Here is a 19,962-nt window from a genome sequence, read left to right as displayed (position 1 = left end):
CGGCGCCCATGGCGAACCAAGCCACCCATCCCGACGACCTGCGCCACATGCGGGCCGCGCTGGCGCTGGCGGCGCGGGGACTCGGCAACACATGGCCGAACCCGGCGGTGGGTTGCGTCATCGTGCGCGACGGGCTGGTGGTCGGGCGTGGCTGGACCCAGCCGGGCGGGCGCCCCCACGCTGAGACGGAAGCCCTGGCCCGTGCCGGCGGTGCCGCGCGCGGGGCAACCGCCTATGTGACGCTGGAGCCCTGCAATCACTATGGAAAGACGCCGCCCTGCGCGCTGGCCCTGGTCGAGGCCGGGGTGGCGCGGGTGGTGGTGGCCTGCGGCGATCCCGACCCGCGGGTGGCCGGCGGCGGGCTGGAACGTCTGCGCGCCACGGGGATCGCGGTCGAAACGGGCGTCTGCGAGGATGAAGCCTGGACGCTCAACGAGGGCTTTTTCCGGCGCATCCAGGACCGGCGCCCACTCTATACTTTGAAGGCCGCCACCACGCTGGACGGGCGCATCGCCACCCACACTGGCCAGTCGCAATGGATCACCGGGCCGACGGCGCGGGCGTGGGGGCACCGGCTGCGCGCCACCCACGACGCGATCATGGTCGGCATCCGCACCGCGCTGGCCGACGACCCGGAACTCACCTGCCGTCTGCCGGGGCTGGGCCACCGCTCGCCCGTGCGCATCGTGGTGGACAGCCGTTTGCGCCTGCCGTTGACCGGGAAGCTGGTCGCCGGGGCGCGGACCGTGCCGACCTGGATCGTCACGCGGGAGGATGCGGACGCCGACCGTCTGGCCGTATTCGAGGACTGCGGGGTCGATGTGATCCGCGTTTCCGCCGATGCCGCCGGTCTGCCGGATCTGGTCGAGGCGAGCGCCGTTCTGGCCCGCCGTGGGCTGACCCGCGTGTTGGTGGAGGGCGGGGCCACGCTGGCGGCCTCGCTGCTGCGGGCCGATCTGGTGGACCGGCTGGAGTGGTTCCGCGCCGCCTCCGTCATGGGCGGCGACGGCCTGCCGGCGGTCCATGCCTACGGGGTGGACGGGCTGGAGCGGATGGCTCTGTTCCGCCGGACCGATCTTCGGCAGGCGGGGGAGGACGTGGTGGAAAGCTACGTCCGCCGCGGTTGAGGCGGGCAGGGCGCCCGCCGCTCCCGGCACCGTGCCGGGCGCAACAGTCCGTTGCGTGCCGCGCCGTGCGGATGAATCTTTCACACGATTGAAAACCTGCTAAATTGCCGGCCCATGTTCACCGGAATCATCACCGATGTTGGGCGCGTTCGGGCCGTGGAACGGCAGGGCGACACCCGGTTCACCGTCGAGACCGCCTTCGATATGGAGACGGTTCCCATCGGCGCGTCCATCGCCAACAACGGCGTCTGCCTGACCGTCGTCGAGAAGGGGCCGGGCTGGTTCGCCGTGCAGGCCTCCGCCGAAACCCTGTCGAAGACGACCCTGGGCGGCTGGCAGGAAGGCACGCGCGTCAATCTGGAGCGCGCGCTGAAGGTCGGTGACGAGTTGGGCGGGCACATCGTGTCCGGCCATGTGGACGGCGTCGCCTCCGTCCTGGACGTCCGCCCCGACGGCGAGTCGAAGCGCTTCACCTTTGAGGCGCCGGCCAATCTGGCGAAATACGTCGCCTCCAAGGGCTCGGTGGCGCTGGACGGCGTGTCGCTAACGGTGAACGAGGTCGATGGCGCGCGCTTCGGCGTGAACATCATCCCCCACACCCAGGATGCGACCACCTTTGGTGCGTTGAAGGCCGGGGATCGGGTGAACCTGGAAATCGATATGCTCGCGCGGTACGTGGCGCGGCTGGCAGGGCAGGAATGACGTCCGAGTTTCACGAATATCTGTCGCGTCCCGAGGAAATCATCGAGGAGGCGCGCCAGGGCAAGATGTTCATCCTCGTCGACGACGAGGACCGCGAGAACGAAGGCGATCTGGTCATCCCGGCCCAGTGCGCGACCCCCGAGGCCGTGAATTTCATGGCCAAGTACGGGCGCGGCCTCATCTGCCTCGCCATGGACCACAACCACATCGAGCGGCTGCGCCTGCCGCTGATGGCGCAGCAGAACGGCACCCGCCACCAGACCGCCTTCACCGTCTCCATCGAGGCGCGCGAGGGCGTGACGACCGGCATCTCCGCCGCCGACCGCGCCCGCACCATCCAGGCCGCCATCGACCCGAAGGCCGGGCCGGACGACATCGTGACGCCGGGCCACGTCTTTCCGCTGCTGGCCCGCGACGGTGGCGTGCTGGTCCGCGCCGGCCACACGGAAGCCTCGGTTGACATCGCCCGCATGGCCGGCATGACCGCGGCGGGCGTGATCTGCGAGATCATGAACGACGACGGCACCATGGCCCGCCTGCCGGATCTGGTGAAGTTCGCGCAGTTCCACGGGCTGAAGGTGGGCACCATCGCCGACCTGATCGCCTACCGCCGCCGCACCGAGACGATCGTCGAGCAGAAGCTGGCGGCGACCCTGGACAGCCGCTTCGGCGGGCGTTTCCAAATGTACGTCTACGTCAACAAGGTCGCCTACGCGGAGCACATCGCGCTGGTGCGCGGCGACATCTCCGGCGACGAGCCGGTGCTGGTGCGCATGCACGCCCTGTCGATGCTGGACGACGTGCTGGGCGACAAGAGCGCCGCCCGCGACGGCGAGCTTCAGGCGTCCATGGAGATGATCGCGCGCGAGGGCCGCGGCGTCGTCGTCCTGCTGCGCGAGCCGATGGCGAACGGCCTGACGGCCTCGGTTCTGGCGCGGCTGGAAGGCCATGACAACCCCACCCCCGCGCTGCGGGATTATGGCGTGGGCGCGCAAATCCTGCTGGACCTGGGCGTGCGCGACATGGTTCTGCTGTCGAACCGCAAGAAGTCCATCATCGGGCTGGAGGGGTACGGCCTGTCCGTCCTCGGCCACCGCCCGATTCCCCTGCAAGACCAGTAACCGTCAGCCGAGCGACCCGAGATGACCGAAAAGCCCCATCTGATGATCGTGGAAGCCCGCTTCTACGAGGACATCGCCGACGAGCTGGTGAAAGGCGCCATCGCCGAGATCGAGAAGGACGGCGCCACCTACCAGCGCGTCTCGGTTCCGGGGTGCCTGGAAATCCCGGCGGCGATCCTGTACGCCCTGCGTTCCATGGACTTCTTCACGGCGCGCAAGCGCTTCGACGGCTATGTCGGGCTGGGCTGCGTGATCCGCGGCGAGACCACCCATTACGACATCGTCTGCAACGAGAGCGCCCGCGGTCTTCAGGACCTCGCGCTGCGCTACGCGCTGGCCATCGGCAACGGCGTGCTGACGGTGGAGAACCGCGAGCAGGCCTGGGCGCGGGCTTCCGTCGCGGCCAAGAACAAGGGTGGCTTCGCGGCGCGCGCCTGCCTTGACATGATCGAACTCAAGCGCCAATTCCGCCTCTATCCGCGGTGACCCCGCGGATCAATTCCTGACAGTATGAGCATCATGAGCAACGACGACGCGGCTGGCCGCGCGAAACAGAAGCGCGGCTCCCGGAACCGGACGGGTGGCGGATCGGCCAAGGCCCGGCGCAAGGCCGCGCGCCTTGCCGCCGTTCAGGCCCTGTACCAGATCGACCTGAACCAGATCGAACCGACCGGCATCGCCGTGGAATCCGTGATCGGCGAGTTCATCAACCACCGGCTGGGCGAGGAGATCGACGGGGCGAAGTTCGTCTCCGCCGACCCGCAGCTCTTCGCCGACATCGTGCGCGGCGCCGCGCACCGCCGGGCGGAGGTGGACGGCATGCTGGCTTCCGCCCTGGAGCCCCGCTACGCGCTGGACCGGATGGAACTGCTGATGCGCGCCATCCTGCGGGCCGGCGCTTACGAGCTGTTCGTCCACAACGACACGCACCCGCGCATCCTCATCAGCGAATATGTGGATGTGGCCCACGCCTTCTTCGCGGCGCGGGAGCCGGGGATGGTGAACGGCGTGCTCGACCATGTGGCCCGCGCGCTGCGGCCGGACGAACTGGCCCAGCCGGACCCCAGCCGTGATCAATCCAAAGACCGGTAATCCGAAGTCCGGCAAGCCGCTCGGCGAGTTCGGGCGAATCGACCGCTTCTTCAAGCCGCTGGCGTCCGGTTTCCCGGGCGCCCGCGGGCTTGCCGACGACGCGGCCGTGTTCGGCATCCCGCCGGACCAGGAACTGGTCGTCACCACGGACGCCATGGTTGCCGGCGTCCATTTCTTTCCAGACGACTCGCCCGGCGACATCGCCGCCAAGCTGCTGCGCACCAACCTGTCGGACCTTGCCGCCATGGGGGCGGTCCCCTACGCCTACACGCTGGTCACCGCCCTGCCGAAAACGGTGGGGGAGGACTGGCTGGGCGCGTTCGCCGCCGGTCTGGGCGAGGATCAGGCCCGCTTCGGCATCGCGCTGGCCGGGGGCGACTCGGTGTCGACCTCCGGCCCCGTAACCCTGTCGGTGACCGCCTTCGGTCTGGTGCCGAAGGGCAAGGCGGTGCCGCGCTGGGGCGGGCGTCCCGGTGACCGGCTGTTCGTCACCGGCACCATCGGGGACGCCGCGCTCGGCCTTCAGATCGCCTTCGGAAAGCTGGAGGTGACCGACGACTCGGCGCGTGCTGTGCTGCTGCGGCGGCTGCGGTACCCCGATCCGCGGACCACGCTGGGGCCGCGTCTGGTCGGGCTGGCGACCGGTTGCCTGGACGTGTCGGACGGACTGGTCGCGGATCTTGGCCATCTCTGCGAGGAATCGGGCTGTGCCGCGATCCTGGAGTCGGCCCGCGTGCCTCTGTCGGACGCCGCGCGGGCGGTGGTCGGAAGCGATCCGGCGCGATTCGCCCTGGCTTTGACCGGTGGCGACGATTACGAACTGCTCTTTGCGGCCCCGGCGGAGGCTGCCCCGGCGCTCGCCGCCCTGTCGGTGGAGACGGGCGTGCCGGTGACCGCCATAGGCCGGCTGGTGGAAGGGCCGGCGGGCAGCGTTGTAGTGACCGATCCGCAAGGGCGGGCGCTGGACCTGCCGACTCGCGGCTGGGACCATTTCTGAGGGTGCCTTCCCCGAGGGGGACCGCCTTCCGACTCGGCTTAACGCAATCGAAAGCAGGGCGGCGCTAGGCTCGATCCGTTCCGTTTCCGGGAAAGGGTGGGCGTGGTCAAGGCCGTCATATTGCTGGTATTGGGCCTGCTGCTGCTGGGCGGCGCGGGCTTTGGCGGCTGGATGATCTACAACAAGTATTTCGTCGAGCATGAGGAGGCGGTCCCCAAGAAGGAGGAGCCACCGCCCAAGCCACCCACCGGATTCGTCCGTATGCACCCCCTGGTCGTCCCGGCCATCGGCGCGCAGAAGGTGGAGCAGTTCGTGACCGTGGTGGTCACGCTGGAGGTCGTGCTCGACAAGGTTCCCTATGTGCAGGCCCGCCAGCCTCTGGTCTTCGACCGCTGTCTGACGGCTCTCTACGCCGGAGTCGACGACCGGTCGATCATGAGTGGTAATCTGGTCAACATTATTGCCGTAAAAGAAAAACTCGCCGCCGCCGCCGCCAAAGTCGTAGGGGAGGGCGTGGTGCAAAATGTTCTTGTTCAGGTGGTTACGCAGCGCAATTTGTAACCTTTCCGAAAAGAACCTATCCGAAAGTCAGTATCACCTCGGCCAAATCGCCGCGCCAATTCGGGCATGGCGGCTGTTGCATTGCGTCTCCCGCTTCGGCATCCTTTTTCGGAACAACTCGCCCGTCATCCACCTTCGTTTGCACGGGTCGTTCTCACGACAAGGCGGTAATCGGGCCCGATACCATAATAATTTGGGGGAACCGATGGCAGCAGCGTTCGTCATCATCATCGCCAGCGGCCTGTTGGCCCTGGCGTATGGGTATTACGCGGGCAGACAAGTCATGGCGGCCTCCGCCGGTTCCGAGCGCATGCAGGAGATCGCTGCGGCCGTGCAGGAGGGCGCCCGCGCCTATCTGAATCGCCAGTACACGACCATCGCCATCGCGGGCGTGGTGCTTCTCATCATCCTCGGCGCGTTCCTCGGCCTGCATGTGGCCATCGGCTTCCTGATCGGCGCGGTCCTGTCGGGGGCCGCCGGCTACATAGGGATGAACGTGTCGGTGCGCGCCAACGTGCGCACCGCTCAGGCCGCGACTCAGGGGCTTGCCCCGGCGCTGGACATCGCCTTCAAGGCGGGGGCGATCACCGGCATGCTGGTGGTCGGGCTGGGCCTGCTCGGGGTGGGCGTCTATTACGGCATCCTGACGATGATCTACCGCGTGACCGACCCGGTGGAGGTCCGCGCCGTGCTGGAGGCGCTGGTGGCGCTGAGCTTCGGCGCCTCGTTGATCTCCATCTTCGCGCGTCTGGGCGGCGGCATCTTCACCAAGGGCGCCGACGTCGGCGCCGATCTGGTGGGCAAGGTGGAGGCCGGCATTCCGGAGGACGATCCCCGCAACCCCGCGGTCATCGCCGACAATGTGGGCGACAATGTCGGCGACTGCGCCGGAATGGCCGCCGACCTGTTCGAGACCTACGCCGTCACCATCGTCGCCACCATGCTGTTGGCGGCGATTTTCTTTTCGGGCGAGGTGATTCGCCTGCTGCTCGTCTATCCGCTGGTCATCGGCGCGGTCTGCATCGCCGCCTCCGTCGCCGGCACCTTCTTCGTGAAGCTGGGCAGCAACAACAACATCATGGCCGCCCTTTACAAGGGCTTGGCGGCGACCGCCGGCATCTCGCTGATCCTGATCCTGATCGTGACCGCGATCATGTTCGGCTTCACCCGTCCCATCCCCCTGAATGACGGCGGTTATGTGACCGGCGGCAACCTGTTCGTCTCGTCCTTGGTCGGACTGGGCGTTACCGGTCTGCTGGTGTGGATCACCGAATATTACACCTCCACCGCCTTCCGCCCGGTGCGCAGCGTTGCCCGCTCGTCGGAGACGGGGCACGGCACCAACGTGATCCAGGGGCTGGCCGTGTCGATGGAGGCGACGGCGCTTCCCGTCCTGGTCATCTGCGTCGGCATCATCATCGCCTATGGGCAGGCCGGCATCTTCGGGATCGGCATCGCCGCGACCACGATGCTCGCGCTGGCCGGCATGGTGGTGGCCCTCGACGCTTACGGCCCGGTGACCGACAACGCGGGCGGCATCGCGGAGATGGCGGACATGCCCAAGGACATCCGCGTGACGACCGACGCGCTGGACGCCGTCGGCAACACCACGAAGGCGGTGACCAAGGGCTACGCCATCGGTTCCGCCGGTCTGGCCGCGCTGGTGCTGTTCGCCGCCTATGTGCAGGACCTGAAACACTATTTCCCGAACGTGAAGGTCGAGTTCCGGCTGGACGATCCCTATGTGGTCGTCGGGCTGCTGATCGGCGGCCTGCTGCCCTACCTGTTCGGGGCGATGGGCATGACCGCGGTCGGGCGCGCCGCCGGTTCGGTGGTGGTGGAGGTGCGCCGCCAGTTCCGCGAGATCAGCGGCATCATGGAGGGCACCGCGAAGCCCGACTATGGGCGCGCCGTGGACATGCTGACCCGCGCCGCGATCAAGGAGATGGTGATCCCGTCCCTGCTGCCGGTGCTCGCCCCGGTGGTTCTGTATGTCGTCATCGCCGCCATTGCCGGTCAGGCCCAGGCCTTCGCCGCGCTGGGCGCCATGCTGCTGGGCACCATCGTGACGGGCATCTTCGTCGCCATCTCGATGACCTCGGGCGGCGGCGCCTGGGACAACGCCAAGAAGTACATCGAGGAGGGGAATCACGGCGGCAAGGGGTCCGACGCGCACAAGGCGGCGGTGACCGGCGACACCGTCGGCGACCCGTACAAGGACACCGCCGGCCCGGCGGTCAACCCGATGATCAAGATCACCAACATCGTGGCGATCCTGCTTCTGGCGATCCTGGCGCAGATCGGCTGATCCCGCACCGAGCGGCGACAAAAGAAAAGCCCCGCGAAAGCGGGGCTTTTCGGTGTTTCCAGACGGACGGACGGGCGGTCGCGTCAGCGGCCCGGTCCGCGGTTGCGCGAGTCCTTGGCGGAGAAGCGCCCGACGTTGCCGAGCATCTGTTCCAGGAAGCTCAGCTCCCGCCCGGCGGTAGGGGTGCTGCGGTCCACGATGTCGACCTGCTGGCCGTCGCTGGCGTCGAGCTGCTTCATCTCCTTCACCACGCCGGAGTCGTCGAAGTGGACGACCACCACCCGGCGTTCCATCACGCTCGGCTGGAAGAAGGCGACCTTCTCCGTCTTCTGGCCGATGTAGTACCAGACATTCTGGTCGAAGGTTCCCACGGACGTCGGCGTGCCGAGGATGTCCGCCACATCCTCCCGCCGCGACTGGCCGGCCTTGATCTCGGCGATGCGGTCGGGGTCCGCCATGTTGCCGCGGGTCGCCACGGTGGGCGAGCACGCGGAGACGGCGAGACCCAGAAAGGCGAAGGCGCACAGCGCCGAAGGAATCGATCTCGTCATGGTGCTCAGGCTATGATGGCGCGGGCGGCCCGTCGGACCCTTGCGGCAGGCCGGACTCCGCCCCCAATGCCGGGACAATCGCACCGCGCGGTTTGTTCTGTCAACGAAACTCCGAGCGAGAGAGAAACCGTGCTCGACCGCCTGTTCCGGCGCCGGCGTGAAGCCCGCGCCGCCTCCGAATTCTATCTCAAGATCGCCGCGCAGGCCCGGCTGCCGGACTTTTACCGTGACCTCGGCGTTCCCGACACGCTCGACGGGCGCTTCGACATGGTGGTGCTTCATGTCTTCCTGGTGATGCGGCGCCTGAAAGGGCAGGGACCCGCCGCGGCGGACCGCTCGCGCCTGCTGTTCGAGGCGATGATCGACCATTTCGAGAAGTCGCTGATGGAGCAGGGGGTGGGCGACAGCGGAGTCGGGCGGCGAATCAAGACCATGGCCCGCGGCATCGCCGGACGGATCGAGGTCTACGACCGCGCCCTGGCCGAGGACGGCGGGCGAGGGTTGGAAGTGGCGCTCGACAACAACATCTATGGCACCGCGCCCGACGTGCCGCCGGAGCGGCTGGCCGCCATGGCGGCCTATGTCCGGCGCGAGGCCGCCGGGCTGGAGTCGCAGCCGCTGGAGTCGCTCCTCGCCGGGGAGATCCGCTTCGGCCCGCCGCCCTCGGGGGACTCGGACTGATCGGGCTTCGTTCGATCGGGCTTGCCTTTCCCGGCGTACGGATTCATCTCAGAACAGAGGAGGCGCCCGCATCAGAACGGGCGCTGTGACAAGGAACTGCCTCACATGCGCAACACGCCACCGCTTTCCTCCGGCCCCGCCCCGGAATTCTCGCGCATCGTCCGCGCCGACGCCGTTCACCGCGACGGCGAGATGGTCGAGACCATCGAGGCGACGGAGGCCGAGCGCAAGGCCCTGGCCGACCGGTTCGAGCTGGAGGGAATCGGGCGGCTGACCGCCACGGTCCGGCTGCGCTCCGTGCGGGGCGGACAGATGGTGCGCGTGGAAGGGGAACTGAACGCCGACGTGGTTCAGACCTGCGTCGTCACTCTGGAGCCGGTGCCCGCCCGCGTGTCCGAGCGCTTCGGCGCCCTGTTCGCGCCGGAGTCGATGGTCCCCGACGACGACGACGATGTCGAGATCGACCCGAACATCGCCGAGGAGGACATTCCGGAGGCCATGACGAACGGGCGCGTCGACATCGGTGAACTGACCGCCCAGCACCTGTCCCTTGCGCTCGACCCCTATCCGCACGCCGAAGGCATCGAGTTCGCCGGCTACAGCGAAGGCGAAGACGAGGAGGAGGGCGTTCCCTCCACCGATGATGATGCCGGCGCCGATCCGGAGAAGCCGAACCCGTTCGCCGTTCTGGAACGTCTGAAACGGCAGAATTGAGGATGGAACGGGCTTGCCCTTCGAGGGCAATTGCCGTATTGAATGCCGCTCGCGTCAGGCGGCCCCTCTTCGGGCCGCCTTTTACAATGAAGAGAGTTTACGGCCATGGCTGTTCCGAAGAAGAAGACCTCCAAGTCGCGCCGCAACATGCGTCGCTCGCACCACGCTCTGCCGACCTCGTCCTACGCCGAGTGCTCGAACTGCGGCGAGCTGAAGCGCCCGCACCATGTCTGCGGCTCTTGCGGTCATTACGACCAGCGCGAAGTGGTTCAGAGCGCTCCGGCGGCCTGATGGCGAATTGGTTGGACGCCCTACGTCCTAGCCAGGGAGCCTGTCCGCGGTGAGCCAGCGCCTGACCATTGCCCTTGATGCCATGGGCGGCGACAAGGGACCCGATATGGTGATCGCCGGGGCGGATATCGCCCGCGAGCGTCACCCGCAGGTGCATTACCTGTTGTTCGGGGACGCCGCCCGCATCGAGCCGCTGCTCGCGCAGCGGCCCGCCCTGAGAGCGGTGGCCGAGGTGCGCCACACACCGGACGCCGTGGCCGGCGACGCCAAGCCATCGGTCGCATTGCGCGCCGGGCGCCAGTCGAGCATGCGGCTCGCCATCGATTCGGTGGCGGGTGGACAGGCCGGCTGCGTGGTGTCCGCCGGCAACACCGGCGCGCTCATGGCCATGGCGAAGTTCGTGCTGAAGACGATTCCGGGCATCGACCGTCCGGCCATCGCGTCCTTCTTCCCGACTCTGCGGGGGGAGAGCGTCATGCTCGACCTCGGCGCCAACACCGAATGCCAGCCGGAGAATCTCGTGCAGTTCGCCGTGATGGGCGCGGTTTTCGCGCGCACCGCGTTGAACCTGTCCGAGCCGACCATCGGCGTGCTGAACATCGGTTCGGAAGAGGTGAAGGGGAACGAGGTGGTCCGTGCCGCCGCGACCCGCCTGCGCGAGATGCCGCTGCCGGGGCGTTTCCACGGGTTCGTCGAGGGCAACGACATCGCCACCGGCACGGTGGACGTGATCGTCACCGACGGTTTCACCGGCAACGTCGCCCTGAAGACCGCCGAAGGCACGGCGAAGCTCTTCACGGAGTTCCTGCGCCGGACGTTCCAGTCCTCCTGGACGGCGCGTCTGGGCTATCTGCTGGCCCGCGGGGCCTTCAAGCGGTTGAAGCAGCGCACCGATCCGCGCCGCTACAACGGCGCCATGTTCCTGGGCCTGCGCGGCGTCTGCGTGAAGAGCCACGGGGGCACCGACGCCATCGGGTTCGCCAACGCCATCGGTGTGGCCTACAATCTGGCGGCAAACGGTTTCAACGACCGAATCAAGGAAGAGATGCAGCGTCTGAGCGATGCCAAGCCTCTTCCCGACACGAAGGCGGCGGCGGTCTAACATCATGGTCAAGCGTTCCCGGATTCTCGGCTGCGGTTCCTATCTCCCGGCCAATGTCGTGACGAATCGCGATCTTGAGGCCCGTGTGGAGACGTCGGACGAGTGGATCGTCCAGCGCACCGGCATCAAGTCGCGGCACATCGCCGCCGACGGGGAACTGACCTCCGACCTTGCCATCGCGGCGGCGACCCGCGCGCTGGAGCATGCCGGGGTGGACGCCGCCAGTATCGACTGCATCGTGCTGGCGACGACGACGCCTGACAACACCTTTCCCGCGACTGCGACAAAGGTGCAGGCGGCGTTGGGGACGAAGGGCTTCGCGCTGGATATCCAGGCGGTGTGCGCCGGATTCGTTTATGCGATGTCCATCGCCGACAATTTCATCCGCATCGGGCAGGCCACCCGCGCCCTGGTCATCGGTGCGGAGACCTTTTCCCGCCTGCTCGACTGGAAAGACCGCACGACCTGCGTGCTGTTCGGGGACGGCGCCGGTGCGGTGGTGATGGAAGGCTACGACGCCGCCGGCACCGCGGCGGACCGTGGCGTCCTGTCCACGCATCTGCATTCGGACGGTGCCCAGTACGGGCTGCTCTACGTCGATGGCGGCCCGTCCACCACCGGCACGGCGGGGCATGTGCGGATGAACGGCCAGGACGTGTTCCGTCATGCCGTCAGCAAGCTGTCGTCGGTCGTCGAGGAGGCTCTGGCCGCCAACGGTTTGGAGCCTTCGGCGGTGGATTGGCTGGTCCCGCATCAGGCCAACCAGCGGATCATCGACGGCATCGCCCGAAAGTTGAAGTTGCCGACCGAAAAGGTCGTGCTGACGGTGGACCGTCACGGCAACACGTCCGCCGCCTCGATCCCGCTGGCCCTGTGCGAGGCGGTGCATGACGGCCGCGTGAAGCGCGGCGACCTGATCCTCATGGAGGCCATCGGCGGTGGCCTGACCTGGGGCGCCGCCATGGTGCGCTGGTAAGCGGGGCTGCCGGTTCCGTTCGCTGGATGGCTGCGTTTGCGGCCCCTCTCACAATGTGGCGATACAAGCTTTTGAATTGACCGGGTTCTTTCCCCGGATTACGGTTTTTCCCCTATGGTTTCGGGGGGGAAGCGAACCATGTCACAAAACACCGTTACACGCGCGCAACTCAGCGAGGCGGTCTACCAGGAGGTCGGCCTGTCGCGCAACGAATCCGCCGATCTGGTCGAATGCGTCCTGGAAGAGATTTCCGACGCATTGGCCCGCGGCGAGATGGTCAAGATTTCGTCCTTCGGCAGTTTCCAGATCCGTCAGAAGGGGCAGCGGGTGGGCCGCAACCCGAAGACCGGCGAAGAGGTGCCGATCCTGCCCAGGCGCGTTCTGGTCTTCCGGGCGAGCCATGTCCTGAAGAACCGCATCAACGAGGTCGTGGAAGCGGAAGAGGCCCAGGCTCAGCGCGTGAAGGCGGTGTCCTGATTCGCCGCCCTGCGCGGCTGTCAACAAAGGTTTCCCCGGATATGAAGGCGCGCGGCATCGCGAAGTCCGCCACGGCGTTCCGCACGATCAGCGAGGTTTCTTCCGAGTTGGACGTGCCGCAGCATGTGCTGCGATTCTGGGAAAGCAAGTTCCCACAGCTCCGTCCGCTCAAGCGCGGCGGAGGGCGGCGCTATTACCGCCCGGAAGACGTGGACTTGCTGCGGCAGATCCAGAACCTGCTGTATGGCGAAGGCTACACGATCAAGGGCGTCCAGCGCCTTCTGAAGGACGGACAGGTCGACGACGATCCGGAATCCCGGCGGGCGGATGCCGGTCCGGATGAGCCGGACGCCGCCGAAGCGCCTCCGGACGAGGGGCTGGACATCCCGGATGCCGATCGGGACGACATCGGGCACGCCCCGGTCCTTGCCGCCGAGGTGATGCCGGACGCCGTCCGGCGAGCCATCGCCGAAGCTCTTGAGGAGTTGAAAGAGGCAAGGCTTGCGCTCGCAAATAGAGAGGTGAAAGAATTTCGGGAAGTGTGAAAAAAAGTGAACTGTAGCGCTTGCGTTGGACCAAGGTCCCGGCTATAGTCCCGCTCCCTTCCGGAACGAAGGGCGGTCCGTCGAACGGAGCGTAGCGCAGCCTGGTAGCGCATCAGACTGGGGGTCTGGGGGTCGCAGGTTCAAATCCTGTCGCTCCGACCAATGTTCCGGAAGATGAAAAGGCCTCGGAGCTTATCAGCTCCGAGGCCTTTTCTTTTGGTGTCCTCGTTGAACTGCCGGCGGTTGTTCCGTTGAAACGGGGCCGCCGGCAAGCTCAGGCGGCGTTTTCCGATGTCGCCGTCGCGTCCGGAACGGCGGTGTCCTGCTGGTTCATCTTGCGCCGCTGCGCCGCCATGTCGATCAAAGCCGTGCGCAACGCCGGATGCCGGGCGGTGAACTGGTTGAAGTCGCGCCGGTCGAGAACCTGGAGCTGGCAGTAATCGACCGCGGCGACGTCGGCGTTCCGACGTTCGCCGCTCAGCAGAGCCATCTCGCCGAACATGGTGCCGGCGTCAAGGCGGATGGTCTGGTCTTCCGTCAGCACCTCCACGGCGCCGGAGGAGATGAAGTACATGGCGTTGGCACGGTCGCCCTTGCGGATGATCCGTTCGCCGGGAACCACCGACTTCGACCGGAAGAGCATCATCAGCCGTTCCTGCTCGTGCGCATCCAGCATCGACAGCACCGGGAAGGTCTTTGCCAGCGCCTGGATTTGCAGGCTGTGCTCCTTCTCGCGCTCCTCCGCCTGGTGGCGGGCGTCGGCGAGGCTGCTCTGGAGCCGCTCGAACTGCTCCCAACCATAGGGGGGGATTCCCGCAGGCCGCTTGGCCTGGAGATGCTTGCGCAGGACGCCGACCGCCGCGAAGACAGCCGGGTTCAGCGTGATCGACAGCAGCGCACCCGCCAGCACGAGGTCGCGCCCTTCCTCCGGCAGCAGGCCGAGCGACATCCCCAAACCGATGAGGATGAAGGAGAATTCGCCGATCTGCGCGAGGCTGGCCGAAACCGCCAGACCCATGCCCACCGGGAATCGCAGCAGGATCACGATGCCGAACGCGATCAGCGACTTGCCCACCACGATCAGGGCCACGACGGCGACGACCGCCAGCGGATCGCGCAGCAGGATCGACGGGTCGAACAGCATGCCGACCGACACGAAGAACAGAACGGCGAAGGCGTCCTGCAACGGCATCGAATCGGTGGCCGCCTTGTGGCTGAAGCGCGATTCGTTCAGCACGACGCCCGCGAAGAAAGCGCCCAGGGCGAAGGACACGCCGAACAGCACCGCCGAGCCGTAGGCGACGCCGAGCGCGATGGCGAGAACGGACAGGGTGAACAACTCGCGCGAGCCGGTGCGGGCGACGCTGGTCAGGATCACCGGAACGACCCGCGGGCCGAGCATGATCGCCAACATGGCGAAGGCGGCCACCTTGCCCAGCGTGAGGGCCAGCGTCAGCCACACCGGCCCGTCCGCCCCGGCGCCGTGGTGGTCGCCCGCAACGCCCGGCGCATGGCCTCCCAGAACCTCCGCCAGGGCCGGCAGCAGGACGAGCGCCAGGACCATCGCGAGATCCTCGACGATCAGCCAGCCCACCGCCACGCGCCCTTCGGCGGTGTTCAGCATGTCGCGCTCTTCCAGGGCTTTCAGCAGAACGACCGTGCTCGCCACCGAGAGGCTGAGGCCCAGCACAAGGCCGGCGCCGAGGCTCCAACCCCAGAGCCACGCCAGCCCGACGCCCAGGAGCGTGGCGAGGCCGATCTGGCCGACCGCACCGGGAATGGCGATCTTTCGGACCGCCAGCAGGTCCGAAGGCGAGAAGTGAAGCCCGACGCCGAACATCAGGAGAATCACGCCGATCTCGGCCAACTGCGCGGCCAGAGCGCCGTCGGCGACGAAGCCCGGCGTGAAGGGGCCGACGACGACGCCGGCGACCAGATAACCGACGAGGGGAGGCAGGCGGATGCGGTCGGCGATGTATCCGAAGACGAAAGCCAACCCGAAGGCGATGGCGATCATGGAAATGAGCGGAACGTCATGAGGCATGCGGGAATCCTGGCTGCGTCGGCGCGATGCCGCATAGTACGGATTCCGATGGCCGCCGTGGGCGATCTTGACCGGATTTTTTCAGATCCATCGCCCGCGCCGGCGCGGACTGGAGCGCAGCCCCGGACAATTCGCCTCAATTGCCCGTCGCTTCGGCAAGGGCGGCGGGATGGTCGATGTGACCTTGCTGGCCCACCGTCATCCGGGACTGGATAAGCGGGCCGGGGCCGCTATGCTCCGCTGGCCGATGGTGAGGTGAGGGGCATGGCGAGCAAGAGACGCAAGGCATCCAGGAAGACGGGCCGTGGCCGGTCGGGGGCAGGGCGCCCGCTGGCGGGGGAAACGATGGTGCTGGAGGGGCGGGCGGCGCGGCTCCCGGTTCGGACGCCTCCGGTCGCCCGCAACCGGAACGCGGCAAAGCGCGCCATCGCGCTGGACAGCGATTCGGGGGCCTTTCTCGGACCCGAGCAACAATATCTGCTGAGGAAGCGCCGGGAGGTCGAACGGCGCGAGGCACGGTTACGGCGTACTATGGCCGGAGTGCTGGTGGCGGTCGTCGTGGCCGCGGCGGCTGGCCTGTTCTGGCTCTTCACCGGGATGTGAGGGATGCCGCGCCCGCCCCCTGCCGGGAAACGGGCGCGGCGATGCTCGTCAGGCGCCCAGGCGGCGGCGCAGGAGCGACAGCGGCTGCGGATCGTCCAGCGACGGCTGGAAGCCGACGGTGATCTCCGTCAGGGCGTGCGCCCAGCTTTCCGGGTTGGTGTTCTCCGGCGCCTCGGCGGAGGTGAAGCCGGTGCGGACCAGGAACTGGTACTGGTCGGGGATAACGTGCCCGACCGCCCGGATCTCGCCCTGGAAGCCGTAGCGCTCCCGCAATTCGCGCGCGGTGGAGAAGCCGCGCCCGTCGCGGAACTTCGGGAACTCGATCGCCACCAGGGCGAAGCGGTCCAGATCCGCGGCGATGGCCGGGGCCAGGGTCCCGCTCTTCACCCGCAGGCCCAGCGCCGCGTTGCGCCCGTCGAAGCCCGCGCGTTCCGCCTGCCAGCGCTCGAAGGTGACGATGGCGGGGCGGTCGGCGGGAACCGGCTCGCCGTCCGCGACCTGCACCCACTCGTCCTCGACGATGCAGCCGTCCTTAATGAGCGGCATAGACTCTCTCCTTGAACGGGCCGTGGCCGACGCGCTTCAGCGTGTCGATGAAGCGTTCCCCGTCGTGGCGGTTGGACAGATAGACCTCGACGATGGCTTCGATGGCATCCACCGTCTCGTCGGCGGTCACCGCCGGGCCGAGGATGTCGCCGATCGCCGTGGTCAGGGTCGGGTCGCCGCCCACGGTGATCTGGTAGAACTCCTCGCCCTTCTTATCCACGCCGAGAATGCCGATGGCGCCGACATGGTGGTGGCCGCAGGCGTTGATGCAGCCGCTGATCTTGATGCCAAGCTCGCCGATGGCCTGCTGCCGCGCCGGGTCGGCGAAGCGGGCCGAGATGGCCTGGGCCAGCGGGATCGAGCGGGCGTTGGCCAGCGCGCAGTAATCCAGGCCGGGGCAGGCGATGATGTCGCCGATCAGGCCGGCGTTCGGCGTGCCCAGCCCGTTGGCCTCCAGCGCCGTCCACAGGGCGAACAGCGCGTCCTGACGGACATGGGCCAGGACGAGGTTCTGCGCGTGGCTGACGCGAATCTCGCCGAAGCTGTGCGCGTCGGCCAGATCGGCGACCAGTTCCATCTGCTCCGACGTGGCGTCGCCGGGGATGCCGCCGGCCGGCTTCAGGGAGATGGTGGCGGCAGCGTAGCCGGGGACCTTGTGCGCGGTGACGTTGACCGCCACCCAGCGGGCGAAATCCGGGTTCGCGGCCTTGGCGGCCCGGAAGGACTCCGGCTCGTCGGTCAGCGTCTCGAAGGCCGGACCGCCGAAGCGGCGGCGGATTTCGGCCACGATCTCCGGCGCGAGGCGGTATTTCGGACCGCGCAGCCGGGCGAACTCCTCCTCCACCTCCCGGGTGAAGGTCTCCTGGCCCAGCTCGTGGACGAGGATCTTGATGCGCGCCTTGTAGATGTTGTCGCGCCGGCCATACTGGTTGTAGACGCGCAGGATGGCTTCGAGGTAGGCGACGAAGTCCTCCTCCGGCACCCAGTCGCGGATCAGCTTGCCCACGAAGGGCGACCGGCCCAGACCGCCGCCGGCGTAGAAGGCGAAGCCGACCTCGCCCCGCGCGTTGCGCTTGGCATAGACGCCCACGTCATGGATGCGGATGGCCGCGCGGTCGGCGTCGGACCCCATGATGGCGATCTTGAACTTGCGAGGCAGATAGGTGAATTCGGGATGCAGGGTGGTCCACTGCCGCAGGATTTCGGCGTAGACGCGCCCGTCCACCACCTCGTCCCGCGCCGCGCCGACGAACTGGTCGGTGGTGACGTTGCGCACGCAGTTGCCGCTGGTCTGCAGAGCGTGCATGTCCACCTCGGCCAGCTCGTGCAGGATGGCCGGGGTGTCCTCCAGCTTGATCCAGTTGAACTGGAGGTTCTGGCGGGTGGTGAAGTGGCCGTAGCCCTTGTCGTACTTCCGCCCGATCTCCGCCAGCTTGCGCATCTGGCGCGAGGTCATCACGCCGTAGGGAACGGCGATGCGCAGCATGTAGGCGTGAAGCTGGAGGTAGAGGCCGTTCATCAGCCGCAGGGGCTTGAACTCCTCCTCCGTCAGTTCGCCGGACAGGCGGCGGGCGACCTGGGCGCGGAACTGCTCGACGCGCTCCGCGACGAAGCGGCGGTCGATCTCGTCGTAGCCGTAGACCCCGGCGTTGCGGCCGGGCGCGATGTGGTTCATGGAACTCGCCCTTGTCAGAATGTTGGCCGCCCGGATCAGGCCGCGGCCTGCTTGCCGAGATCGATGCGCACGGTGGGACCCAGCGCCCGGATGCGTTCCCGCGTCTTGACCGGCACGCGCAGCCCGTCGGTGATGCGCAGGTCGAAAGCGTAGACGTCCACGGCGAACTGCTCGCCCTCGGCCTGCGCCTTGGCGGCGGCAAGGGCGGTATCGGCGGTGGCTGCGTCCTCGAACAGGGCGGCGTCCGTCAGCCGCTCCGCCCAACTGGCATCGGGGGCGAGGAAGACCACCTCGCCGTCGCGCAGGCGGTTCGCGGTGATGGCCTTCAGCACCGCCTCGTTCCTGGACTTATCGTTCAACGCCATGCCTTCAACTCCTAACACGAACGCTCACGCCGACACGGCGATGGGAAACGGGTTCCGGCCGGTGGTCTGCTGCCACGCGCCGATCAGGGCGCGCAGCCGCACGACCTCGCCGACCACGACGATGGCGGGGCGCTTGGCCTGTAGCCGCACGACGTCCCGCGCGCAATGGACAAGATTGGTTTCGACGACGCTCTGCGCCTCGGTGCTGGCGCTCGACACGATGGCGACCGGGGTCATCGGCGGCTTGCCGGAGGCCACCAGCCGGTCCGCGATGGTGCCGATGGTGCCAAGCGCCATGTAGAAGACCAGCGCGCCGGGCATCCGCGCCAGAACGTCCCAGTCCAGATCGGCGGGCAGGCCGCCGGCCTTGTCATGCCCGGTGACGAAGGTCGCCGTGGTGCCGAAGCCGCGGTGCGTCACCGGGATGCCGGCGTAGGCCAGCCCTCCGATGCCCGCGGTCACGCCCGGAACCACGCGGAAGGGGATCTCCGCCTCGGCCAGCGCCAGGCACTCCTCGCCGCCACGCCCGAAGACGAAGGGGTCGCCGCCCTTCAGCCGCAGCACCCGCCGGCCTTCCCGCGCCAGCTCCACCAGCCGCGCGTTGATCGCCTCCTGCTTGGGGGAGGGGTGGCCGGCGCGCTTGCCCATGTCCACCAGAAGGGCGTCGGGGTTGGCGGCCTCCAGGATGCCGCCGCCGACCAGCGCGTCGTGGACGATGGCGTCGGCCTCGCCCAGCGCCTTGGCGGCCAGCAGGGTCAGCAGGCCCGGATCGCCGGGACCGGCCCCGGCCAGCCAGACGCTTCCCGGCTCGAAGACGGGCAGGCGGGACAGAAGAGACGCAGCAATCATGGCAGCCATCCTTTGGCGGCGATCAGGTCCCGGCAGGCGCGCAGAACCTCGGGTCCCTTGGCGCCCGCGCCGCGCAGCCGGTCGCGGAGAGCGGCAAGCTCCACCAGCCGGTCTGCCCAGACGGCGGGGAACAGAGTCTCCAGCCTCTCGCGGAGAACCTGGGCCAGAGCCGGGCTCTTGCCGCCGGTGGAGACGGTCAGGAGAAGGTCGCCGCGCCGTATCACAGACGGGGAGTGGAAATCACAGAGGGGAATCACATCCTCGACATTCACCAGGATGCCCCGCTCCCGCGCCTGACGGGCGAGTGCCGCCGCGGCCTCGTCCTCGATCCCGACGACGAACAACACCCGCACGTCGTCCAATTCGCCGGGCGAGGGCAGGGCGCGGCGCAGGCCATCACCGGCCAAGCCCGCCAATTCCGCATCCGCTTCCGGTGAATAGACCGCGGGGGCCGCGCCGCCTTCCAGAAGCTGGGCGAGGCGGCGTTTCGCCAGCGGTCCTTGGCCGACGAGCGCCATCCGCACATGCGCAGGATCAAGGGCAACCGGGATCACCGGAGCCCCCCAAAAAGCACACGAAGGATATCGTTAATAGGCGTCATGGGCGCATTTAAGCGCGATGCCGGGGTATAATCA

General features: G+C 67.8%; 23 protein-coding genes and 1 tRNA gene. 17 read left to right on the top strand and 7 right to left on the bottom strand.

Features of this window, described 5'->3' with window-relative positions:
• Nucleotides 1-8 precede the first annotated feature (8 nt).
• The 8 genes from ribD to DS843_RS10615 all read left to right on the top strand — a co-directional run bounded on the left by ribD (nt 9) and on the right by DS843_RS10615 (nt 7,908).
• Nucleotides 9-1,127, top strand: a complete 1,119-nt coding sequence (ribD, locus tag DS843_RS10650) for a bifunctional diaminohydroxyphosphoribosylaminopyrimidine deaminase/5-amino-6-(5-phosphoribosylamino)uracil reductase RibD (RefSeq protein ID WP_149468856.1) — start codon at nt 9-11, stop codon at nt 1,125-1,127.
• Between the two features lie 114 nt (nt 1,128-1,241).
• Nucleotides 1,242-1,829 carry a riboflavin synthase gene (locus tag DS843_RS10645; protein WP_149468855.1) on the top strand — a complete coding sequence of 196 codons (588 nt, stop codon included), beginning with the start codon at nt 1,242-1,244 and terminating at the stop codon, nt 1,827-1,829.
• Nucleotides 1,826-2,950 (top strand): 3,4-dihydroxy-2-butanone-4-phosphate synthase, encoded by a 1,125-nt coding sequence (ribB, locus tag DS843_RS10640; protein WP_149468854.1) that lies wholly within the window; start codon nt 1,826-1,828, stop codon nt 2,948-2,950. Before DS843_RS10645 ends, ribB begins: the two co-directional genes overlap by 4 nt.
• Before the next feature lie 21 nt (nt 2,951-2,971).
• Nucleotides 2,972-3,436 (top strand): 6,7-dimethyl-8-ribityllumazine synthase, encoded by a 465-nt coding sequence (locus tag DS843_RS10635; RefSeq protein WP_149468853.1) that lies wholly within the window; start codon nt 2,972-2,974, stop codon nt 3,434-3,436.
• 33 nt (nt 3,437-3,469) lie between these two features.
• Nucleotides 3,470-4,042, top strand: coding sequence for a transcription antitermination factor NusB (gene nusB / locus DS843_RS10630; protein WP_149468852.1), 573 nt, complete (start codon nt 3,470-3,472; stop codon nt 4,040-4,042).
• Nucleotides 4,020-5,039, top strand: coding sequence for a thiamine-phosphate kinase (thiL, locus tag DS843_RS10625; RefSeq protein ID WP_149468851.1), 1,020 nt, complete (start codon nt 4,020-4,022; stop codon nt 5,037-5,039). The genes nusB and thiL overlap by 23 nt, the downstream gene beginning before the upstream one ends.
• Before the next feature lie 102 nt (nt 5,040-5,141).
• On the top strand, nt 5,142-5,600 hold the full coding sequence (locus tag DS843_RS10620; RefSeq protein WP_286192040.1) for a hypothetical protein: 459 nt from the start codon (nt 5,142-5,144) through the stop codon (nt 5,598-5,600).
• Nucleotides 5,601-5,805: 205 nt separating this feature from the next.
• Entirely contained in the window at nt 5,806-7,908 is a 2,103-nt protein-coding gene (locus DS843_RS10615; RefSeq protein WP_149468849.1) for a sodium-translocating pyrophosphatase, read from the top strand.
• Between the two features lie 83 nt (nt 7,909-7,991).
• On the opposite strand, the gene DS843_RS10610 is transcribed toward DS843_RS10615, so the two are convergent.
• A complete protein-coding gene (locus DS843_RS10610) occupies nt 7,992-8,459 on the bottom strand; it encodes an outer membrane protein assembly factor BamE (protein WP_149468848.1) in 468 nt (155 codons plus the stop codon).
• Between the two features lie 129 nt (nt 8,460-8,588).
• On the opposite strand from DS843_RS10610, the gene DS843_RS10605 reads away from it, so the two are divergent.
• The 8 genes from DS843_RS10605 to DS843_RS10570 all read left to right on the top strand — a co-directional run bounded on the left by DS843_RS10605 (nt 8,589) and on the right by DS843_RS10570 (nt 13,407).
• Nucleotides 8,589-9,140, top strand: a complete 552-nt coding sequence (locus tag DS843_RS10605; RefSeq protein ID WP_149468847.1) for a ubiquinol-cytochrome C chaperone family protein — start codon at nt 8,589-8,591, stop codon at nt 9,138-9,140.
• Between the two features lie 105 nt (nt 9,141-9,245).
• A complete protein-coding gene (locus DS843_RS10600) occupies nt 9,246-9,854 on the top strand; it encodes a YceD family protein (protein WP_149468846.1) in 609 nt (202 codons plus the stop codon).
• Nucleotides 9,855-9,959: 105 nt separating this feature from the next.
• The gene (gene rpmF / locus DS843_RS10595) at nt 9,960-10,145 is read left to right on the top strand and encodes a 50S ribosomal protein L32 (protein ID WP_014240744.1); all 186 of its coding nucleotides are present in this window, start codon (nt 9,960-9,962) and stop codon (nt 10,143-10,145) included.
• 49 nt (nt 10,146-10,194) lie between these two features.
• A complete protein-coding gene (gene plsX, locus DS843_RS10590) occupies nt 10,195-11,247 on the top strand; it encodes a phosphate acyltransferase PlsX (RefSeq protein ID WP_149468845.1) in 1,053 nt (350 codons plus the stop codon).
• Between the two features lie 4 nt (nt 11,248-11,251).
• Entirely contained in the window at nt 11,252-12,223 is a 972-nt protein-coding gene (locus tag DS843_RS10585) for a beta-ketoacyl-ACP synthase III (RefSeq protein WP_149468844.1), read from the top strand.
• Nucleotides 12,224-12,361: 138 nt separating this feature from the next.
• The gene (locus tag DS843_RS10580) at nt 12,362-12,700 is read left to right on the top strand and encodes an integration host factor subunit alpha (RefSeq protein WP_149468843.1); all 339 of its coding nucleotides are present in this window, start codon (nt 12,362-12,364) and stop codon (nt 12,698-12,700) included.
• A 41-nt stretch (nt 12,701-12,741) separates the two neighbouring features.
• Nucleotides 12,742-13,245 (top strand): MerR family transcriptional regulator, encoded by a 504-nt coding sequence (locus DS843_RS10575; protein WP_149468842.1) that lies wholly within the window; start codon nt 12,742-12,744, stop codon nt 13,243-13,245.
• An 85-nt stretch (nt 13,246-13,330) separates the two neighbouring features.
• A tRNA-Pro gene (locus DS843_RS10570) sits at nt 13,331-13,407 on the top strand.
• 112 nt (nt 13,408-13,519) lie between these two features.
• Here DS843_RS10570 and DS843_RS10565 read toward each other — a convergent pair.
• Nucleotides 13,520-15,289, bottom strand: coding sequence for a cation:proton antiporter domain-containing protein (locus tag DS843_RS10565; protein WP_149468841.1), 1,770 nt, complete (start codon nt 15,287-15,289; stop codon nt 13,520-13,522).
• Nucleotides 15,290-15,553: 264 nt separating this feature from the next.
• Between DS843_RS10565 and DS843_RS10560 the strand changes: the two genes are divergently transcribed.
• Nucleotides 15,554-15,892, top strand: a complete 339-nt coding sequence (locus DS843_RS10560) for a hypothetical protein (protein ID WP_149468840.1) — start codon at nt 15,554-15,556, stop codon at nt 15,890-15,892.
• Between the two features lie 48 nt (nt 15,893-15,940).
• On the opposite strand, the gene DS843_RS10555 is transcribed toward DS843_RS10560, so the two are convergent.
• The 5 genes from DS843_RS10555 to DS843_RS10535 are packed head-to-tail and all read right to left on the bottom strand — an operon-like array spanning nt 15,941 to nt 19,881.
• The gene (locus DS843_RS10555; RefSeq protein ID WP_149468839.1) at nt 15,941-16,438 is read right to left on the bottom strand and encodes a DUF934 domain-containing protein; all 498 of its coding nucleotides are present in this window, start codon (nt 16,436-16,438) and stop codon (nt 15,941-15,943) included.
• Nucleotides 16,425-18,113 carry a nitrite/sulfite reductase gene (locus tag DS843_RS10550; protein WP_149468838.1) on the bottom strand — a complete coding sequence of 563 codons (1,689 nt, stop codon included), beginning with the start codon at nt 18,111-18,113 and terminating at the stop codon, nt 16,425-16,427. Before DS843_RS10550 ends, DS843_RS10555 begins: the two co-directional genes overlap by 14 nt.
• A 35-nt stretch (nt 18,114-18,148) precedes the next feature.
• A complete protein-coding gene (locus tag DS843_RS10545) occupies nt 18,149-18,478 on the bottom strand; it encodes a DUF2849 domain-containing protein (protein WP_167525259.1) in 330 nt (109 codons plus the stop codon).
• 24 nt (nt 18,479-18,502) lie between these two features.
• A complete protein-coding gene (gene cobA / locus DS843_RS10540; RefSeq protein WP_149468837.1) occupies nt 18,503-19,327 on the bottom strand; it encodes a uroporphyrinogen-III C-methyltransferase in 825 nt (274 codons plus the stop codon).
• Nucleotides 19,324-19,881, bottom strand: a complete 558-nt coding sequence (locus tag DS843_RS10535; protein ID WP_286192039.1) for a precorrin-2 dehydrogenase/sirohydrochlorin ferrochelatase family protein — start codon at nt 19,879-19,881, stop codon at nt 19,324-19,326. The genes cobA and DS843_RS10535 overlap by 4 nt, the downstream gene beginning before the upstream one ends.
• Nucleotides 19,882-19,962 lie beyond the last annotated feature (81 nt).

It is taken from the genome of Roseomonas genomospecies 6 (assembly GCF_008365375.1).
Classification (GTDB): domain Bacteria; phylum Pseudomonadota; class Alphaproteobacteria; order Azospirillales; family Azospirillaceae; genus Azospirillum.
Note: the sequence above shows the minus strand (reverse complement) of the source record. Positions and strands in the feature narration are given on the sequence as shown.

Excerpts from the sequence above, each read along its gene's own strand:
- DS843_RS10610 (WP_149468848.1), bottom strand. The coding sequence starts at position 8,459 with ATGACGAGATCGATTCCTTCGGCGCTGTGCGCCTTCGCCTTTCTGGGT.
- DS843_RS10555 (WP_149468839.1), bottom strand. The coding sequence starts at position 16,438 with ATGCCGCTCATTAAGGACGGCTGCATCGTCGAGGACGAGTGGGTGCAG.
- ribB (WP_149468854.1), top strand. The coding sequence starts at position 1,826 with ATGACGTCCGAGTTTCACGAATATCTGTCGCGTCCCGAGGAAATCATC.
- DS843_RS10560 (WP_149468840.1), top strand. The coding sequence starts at position 15,554 with ATGGCGAGCAAGAGACGCAAGGCATCCAGGAAGACGGGCCGTGGCCGG.
- DS843_RS10615 (WP_149468849.1), top strand. The coding sequence starts at position 5,806 with ATGGCAGCAGCGTTCGTCATCATCATCGCCAGCGGCCTGTTGGCCCTG.
- ribD (WP_149468856.1), top strand. The coding sequence starts at position 9 with ATGGCGAACCAAGCCACCCATCCCGACGACCTGCGCCACATGCGGGCC.
- DS843_RS10565 (WP_149468841.1), bottom strand. The coding sequence starts at position 15,289 with ATGCCTCATGACGTTCCGCTCATTTCCATGATCGCCATCGCCTTCGGG.
- DS843_RS10600 (WP_149468846.1), top strand. The coding sequence starts at position 9,246 with ATGCGCAACACGCCACCGCTTTCCTCCGGCCCCGCCCCGGAATTCTCG.
- rpmF (WP_014240744.1), top strand. The coding sequence starts at position 9,960 with ATGGCTGTTCCGAAGAAGAAGACCTCCAAGTCGCGCCGCAACATGCGT.
- DS843_RS10545 (WP_167525259.1), bottom strand. The coding sequence starts at position 18,478 with ATGGCGTTGAACGATAAGTCCAGGAACGAGGCGGTGCTGAAGGCCATC.
- nusB (WP_149468852.1), top strand. The coding sequence starts at position 3,470 with ATGAGCAACGACGACGCGGCTGGCCGCGCGAAACAGAAGCGCGGCTCC.
- DS843_RS10575 (WP_149468842.1), top strand. The coding sequence starts at position 12,742 with ATGAAGGCGCGCGGCATCGCGAAGTCCGCCACGGCGTTCCGCACGATC.
- DS843_RS10550 (WP_149468838.1), bottom strand. The coding sequence starts at position 18,113 with ATGAACCACATCGCGCCCGGCCGCAACGCCGGGGTCTACGGCTACGAC.
- DS843_RS10645 (WP_149468855.1), top strand. The coding sequence starts at position 1,242 with ATGTTCACCGGAATCATCACCGATGTTGGGCGCGTTCGGGCCGTGGAA.
- DS843_RS10585 (WP_149468844.1), top strand. The coding sequence starts at position 11,252 with ATGGTCAAGCGTTCCCGGATTCTCGGCTGCGGTTCCTATCTCCCGGCC.
- DS843_RS10580 (WP_149468843.1), top strand. The coding sequence starts at position 12,362 with ATGTCACAAAACACCGTTACACGCGCGCAACTCAGCGAGGCGGTCTAC.
- cobA (WP_149468837.1), bottom strand. The coding sequence starts at position 19,327 with ATGATTGCTGCGTCTCTTCTGTCCCGCCTGCCCGTCTTCGAGCCGGGA.
- DS843_RS10635 (WP_149468853.1), top strand. The coding sequence starts at position 2,972 with ATGACCGAAAAGCCCCATCTGATGATCGTGGAAGCCCGCTTCTACGAG.